Source organism: Roseateles sp. P5_E11 (assembly GCF_054049355.1).
Map to the genome: position 1 here is coordinate 1 of NZ_JBFUMO010000737.1, position 2,415 is coordinate 2,415.

The following is a 2,415-nucleotide window of genomic DNA, read 5'->3' on the forward strand; positions in this document are numbered from 1 at the left end:
GCAGCGGCGTGAAGGGCGCGCCTTCACGCACATAGAGCAGGCCGATACCCTTGGGGGCGTAGAGCTTGTGGCCGGAGAATGGCGCGTAGTCGATGCGGCGCTCGGCCAGGCGCAGCGGCAACTTGCCCAGGGCCTGCACGCCGTCCACCATCCACAGCGCGGCGCTGCCGGAAAGCGCCCGCTCGATGCCGCCGAGGTCACTGATGACGCCGGTCTCGTTGTTGGCCGCCATCGTGCAGACGAGGCCGGCGCGCGGTGCGTGCTCGCGCAGCCAGGCGAGGTCATGGCGGCCGTCGCGGTCGACGGGAATGGCCAGCACCTGCAGGTTCAGGCCGAGCAGCGCATTCCAGTGCTTGATGGCCTCGGGCACCGCCTTGTGCTCGGTGGCGCCGTAGAGCAGCAGCTTGGGCCGGGTTGRCACGTCCCTCAAGGCGCTCAGCGCCGACAGCACGGCCGTCTGGATGCCCTCCGTCGCTCCGCTGAGGAAAAGCAGCTTGCCCGAGCTCGCCCCGAGCACGCGGCGAGCACGGGCCCGAACGCCGTCCATCAGCGCCCTCGCCTTCAGCCCGGTGCTGTGGACGCTGCTGGGGTTGCCGAAGTCATCGGCCATCGCGGCCATGGCGGCTTCGCGGGCTTGCGGCAGGACGGGCGTGGTGGCGTTGGCGTCGAGATAGATTTCCATGGTGCTGGCCGCTGCGGCAGTGGATGCGCTGGCGGTATTGTTGCCAGCATTGGGCACAAACGGTTTGCACAAGCCGGCTTTCAATCGCCCGAGCCGAGCATGCAATACTTTATATGATCGAATCTATGAAATTGGATTCCATAGACATCCGCATCCTCGAAATCCTTCAACAGAACGCCGAGCTTCAGACGGCCGAGGTGGCGCAGCAGGTCGGCCTGTCGACGACGCCGTGCTGGCGGCGCATCCAGCGTCTGAAGGAATCGGGCGTCATCACACGCCAGGTGGCGCTGCTGGACGCGCAGAAGGTGAATGTCGGCGTCACCGTCTTCGTCTCGGTGCGCACCAGCACCCACAGCCAGGATTGGTTCGAGACCTTCAAGGCCACGGTGCAGGCCATCCCCGAGGTCGTCGAGTTCTATCGCATGAGCGGCGACGTGGACTATCTGCTGCGGGTGGTGGTGCCCGACATTGCCGCCTATGACAGGGTCTACAAGCGCCTCATCGCCGGCACTCAGCTGCGCGACGTCAGCTCCAGCTTCGCCATGGAGGAACTCAAGCTGACGACGGCATTGCCCTTGGGCTATGCCGGTTGACGCGCCATTTGCTACGACGTGTTGCAAATTGCGGGCAGCCGCAGTACACCGTACAGGCATTGCAGCGTTAAGTTCACCGCATTCGACCTGAGCGAGCCTGTCATGAAGACCCTTGTCCGCGCCTCTGTTGTTCTGGCCCTGCTGGCCGCCCAAGGCCTGGCGAGCGCCGGCCCCCGCTACTACCACCATCACCATCATCACCGCGGCCCCGGTCTCGGTGGCTTGGTCCTCGGCCTGGCAGTGGCGGTGCCGCTGATCGCGATGGCGAATCAAGCTGAGCGCGAGGTGGTCTATGTGCCGCCGCCCCCGCCACCGCAGCCGGTGTATGTGCAGCCCGTGCAACCGGTTTACACCCAGYCGTCACGTGCCGTGCCGATCATCTATCCGCGCAACGGCCAGAGCGGCGTCCAACTGGAAGCCGACAGCCGCGAATGCAACCGCTGGGCGACGACTCAGCAGGCCGCCATGTCCGACGCCGGCGTGTTCCAGCGCGCCGTCGAAGCCTGCATGGACGGGCGCGGATACACGATGCGCTGAGGCGTGACCCGGCCGTACGGCGCGTACGGCGGCTGCCCAAAAACAAAAAGGACCTGGAGGCTTTCGCTTCCAGGTCCTTGCTTCATTTGGGGCTGATGGAGATTGAACAGTTCAATGTAGGCCGCGCCAGTGCTAGAGGTCCAGCGGTTCTCCCTTCCGTGTTCCCCCCTTTGTTCCCCTAAAGACTCAAGGTTGAACCTTCCGCGGCGACGCTCGCTTTTTCGCAGCCGGCTTAGCCCTAGAGAGCTGGCCAGCGTCAAAAACCAACACGCCCGGCTTGTCCACCGGCTTGAGTCCGATTGCTTCGATACCAACCATCGCGGTGGGATGAAAACCTTCCGAGCCCATCGGCTGCCAATTCATCGTTGCGCCTGCAAACCGCAAACTGCAACCCACTTGGTACAAGCCCGTCGTGATGCCATGGCAAGTAAAGAGAGCTGCCGCCAACTCCTCAATCGTGAACATCCTGCCTTCGGCCGGAATTGCGCTCTCGCTCTCGCTCATGCGAACTCCCGGAAAGTGGATACACCCGACGTTGCACTCGCAGTTGCGATATGCACCAGACCATCGATCACCGCCCAGGTCTGCTTTTCGGCCTCCGCC

General features: G+C 64.1%; 4 protein-coding genes. 2 read left to right on the top strand and 2 right to left on the bottom strand.

Features of this window, described 5'->3' with window-relative positions:
• Positions 1-682, bottom strand: a 682-nt coding sequence (locus ACXJKR_RS29920) for a cysteine desulfurase family protein (RefSeq protein WP_457325935.1), incomplete at its 3' end; no start/stop codon positions are given.
• Between the two features lie 131 nt (positions 683-813).
• On the opposite strand from ACXJKR_RS29920, the gene ACXJKR_RS29925 reads away from it, so the two are divergent.
• Entirely contained in the window at positions 814-1,275 is a 462-nt protein-coding gene (locus tag ACXJKR_RS29925; RefSeq protein ID WP_457325938.1) for an Lrp/AsnC family transcriptional regulator, read from the top strand.
• Between the two features lie 102 nt (positions 1,276-1,377).
• Entirely contained in the window at positions 1,378-1,812 is a 435-nt protein-coding gene (locus ACXJKR_RS29930) for a hypothetical protein (RefSeq protein ID WP_457325936.1), read from the top strand.
• 186 nt (positions 1,813-1,998) lie between these two features.
• Here ACXJKR_RS29930 and ACXJKR_RS29935 read toward each other — a convergent pair whose 3' ends face one another.
• Positions 1,999-2,316 carry a hypothetical protein gene (locus tag ACXJKR_RS29935; protein ID WP_457325937.1) on the bottom strand — a complete coding sequence of 106 codons (318 nt, stop codon included), beginning with the start codon at positions 2,314-2,316 and terminating at the stop codon, positions 1,999-2,001.
• Between the last annotated feature and the right edge of the window lie 99 nt (positions 2,317-2,415).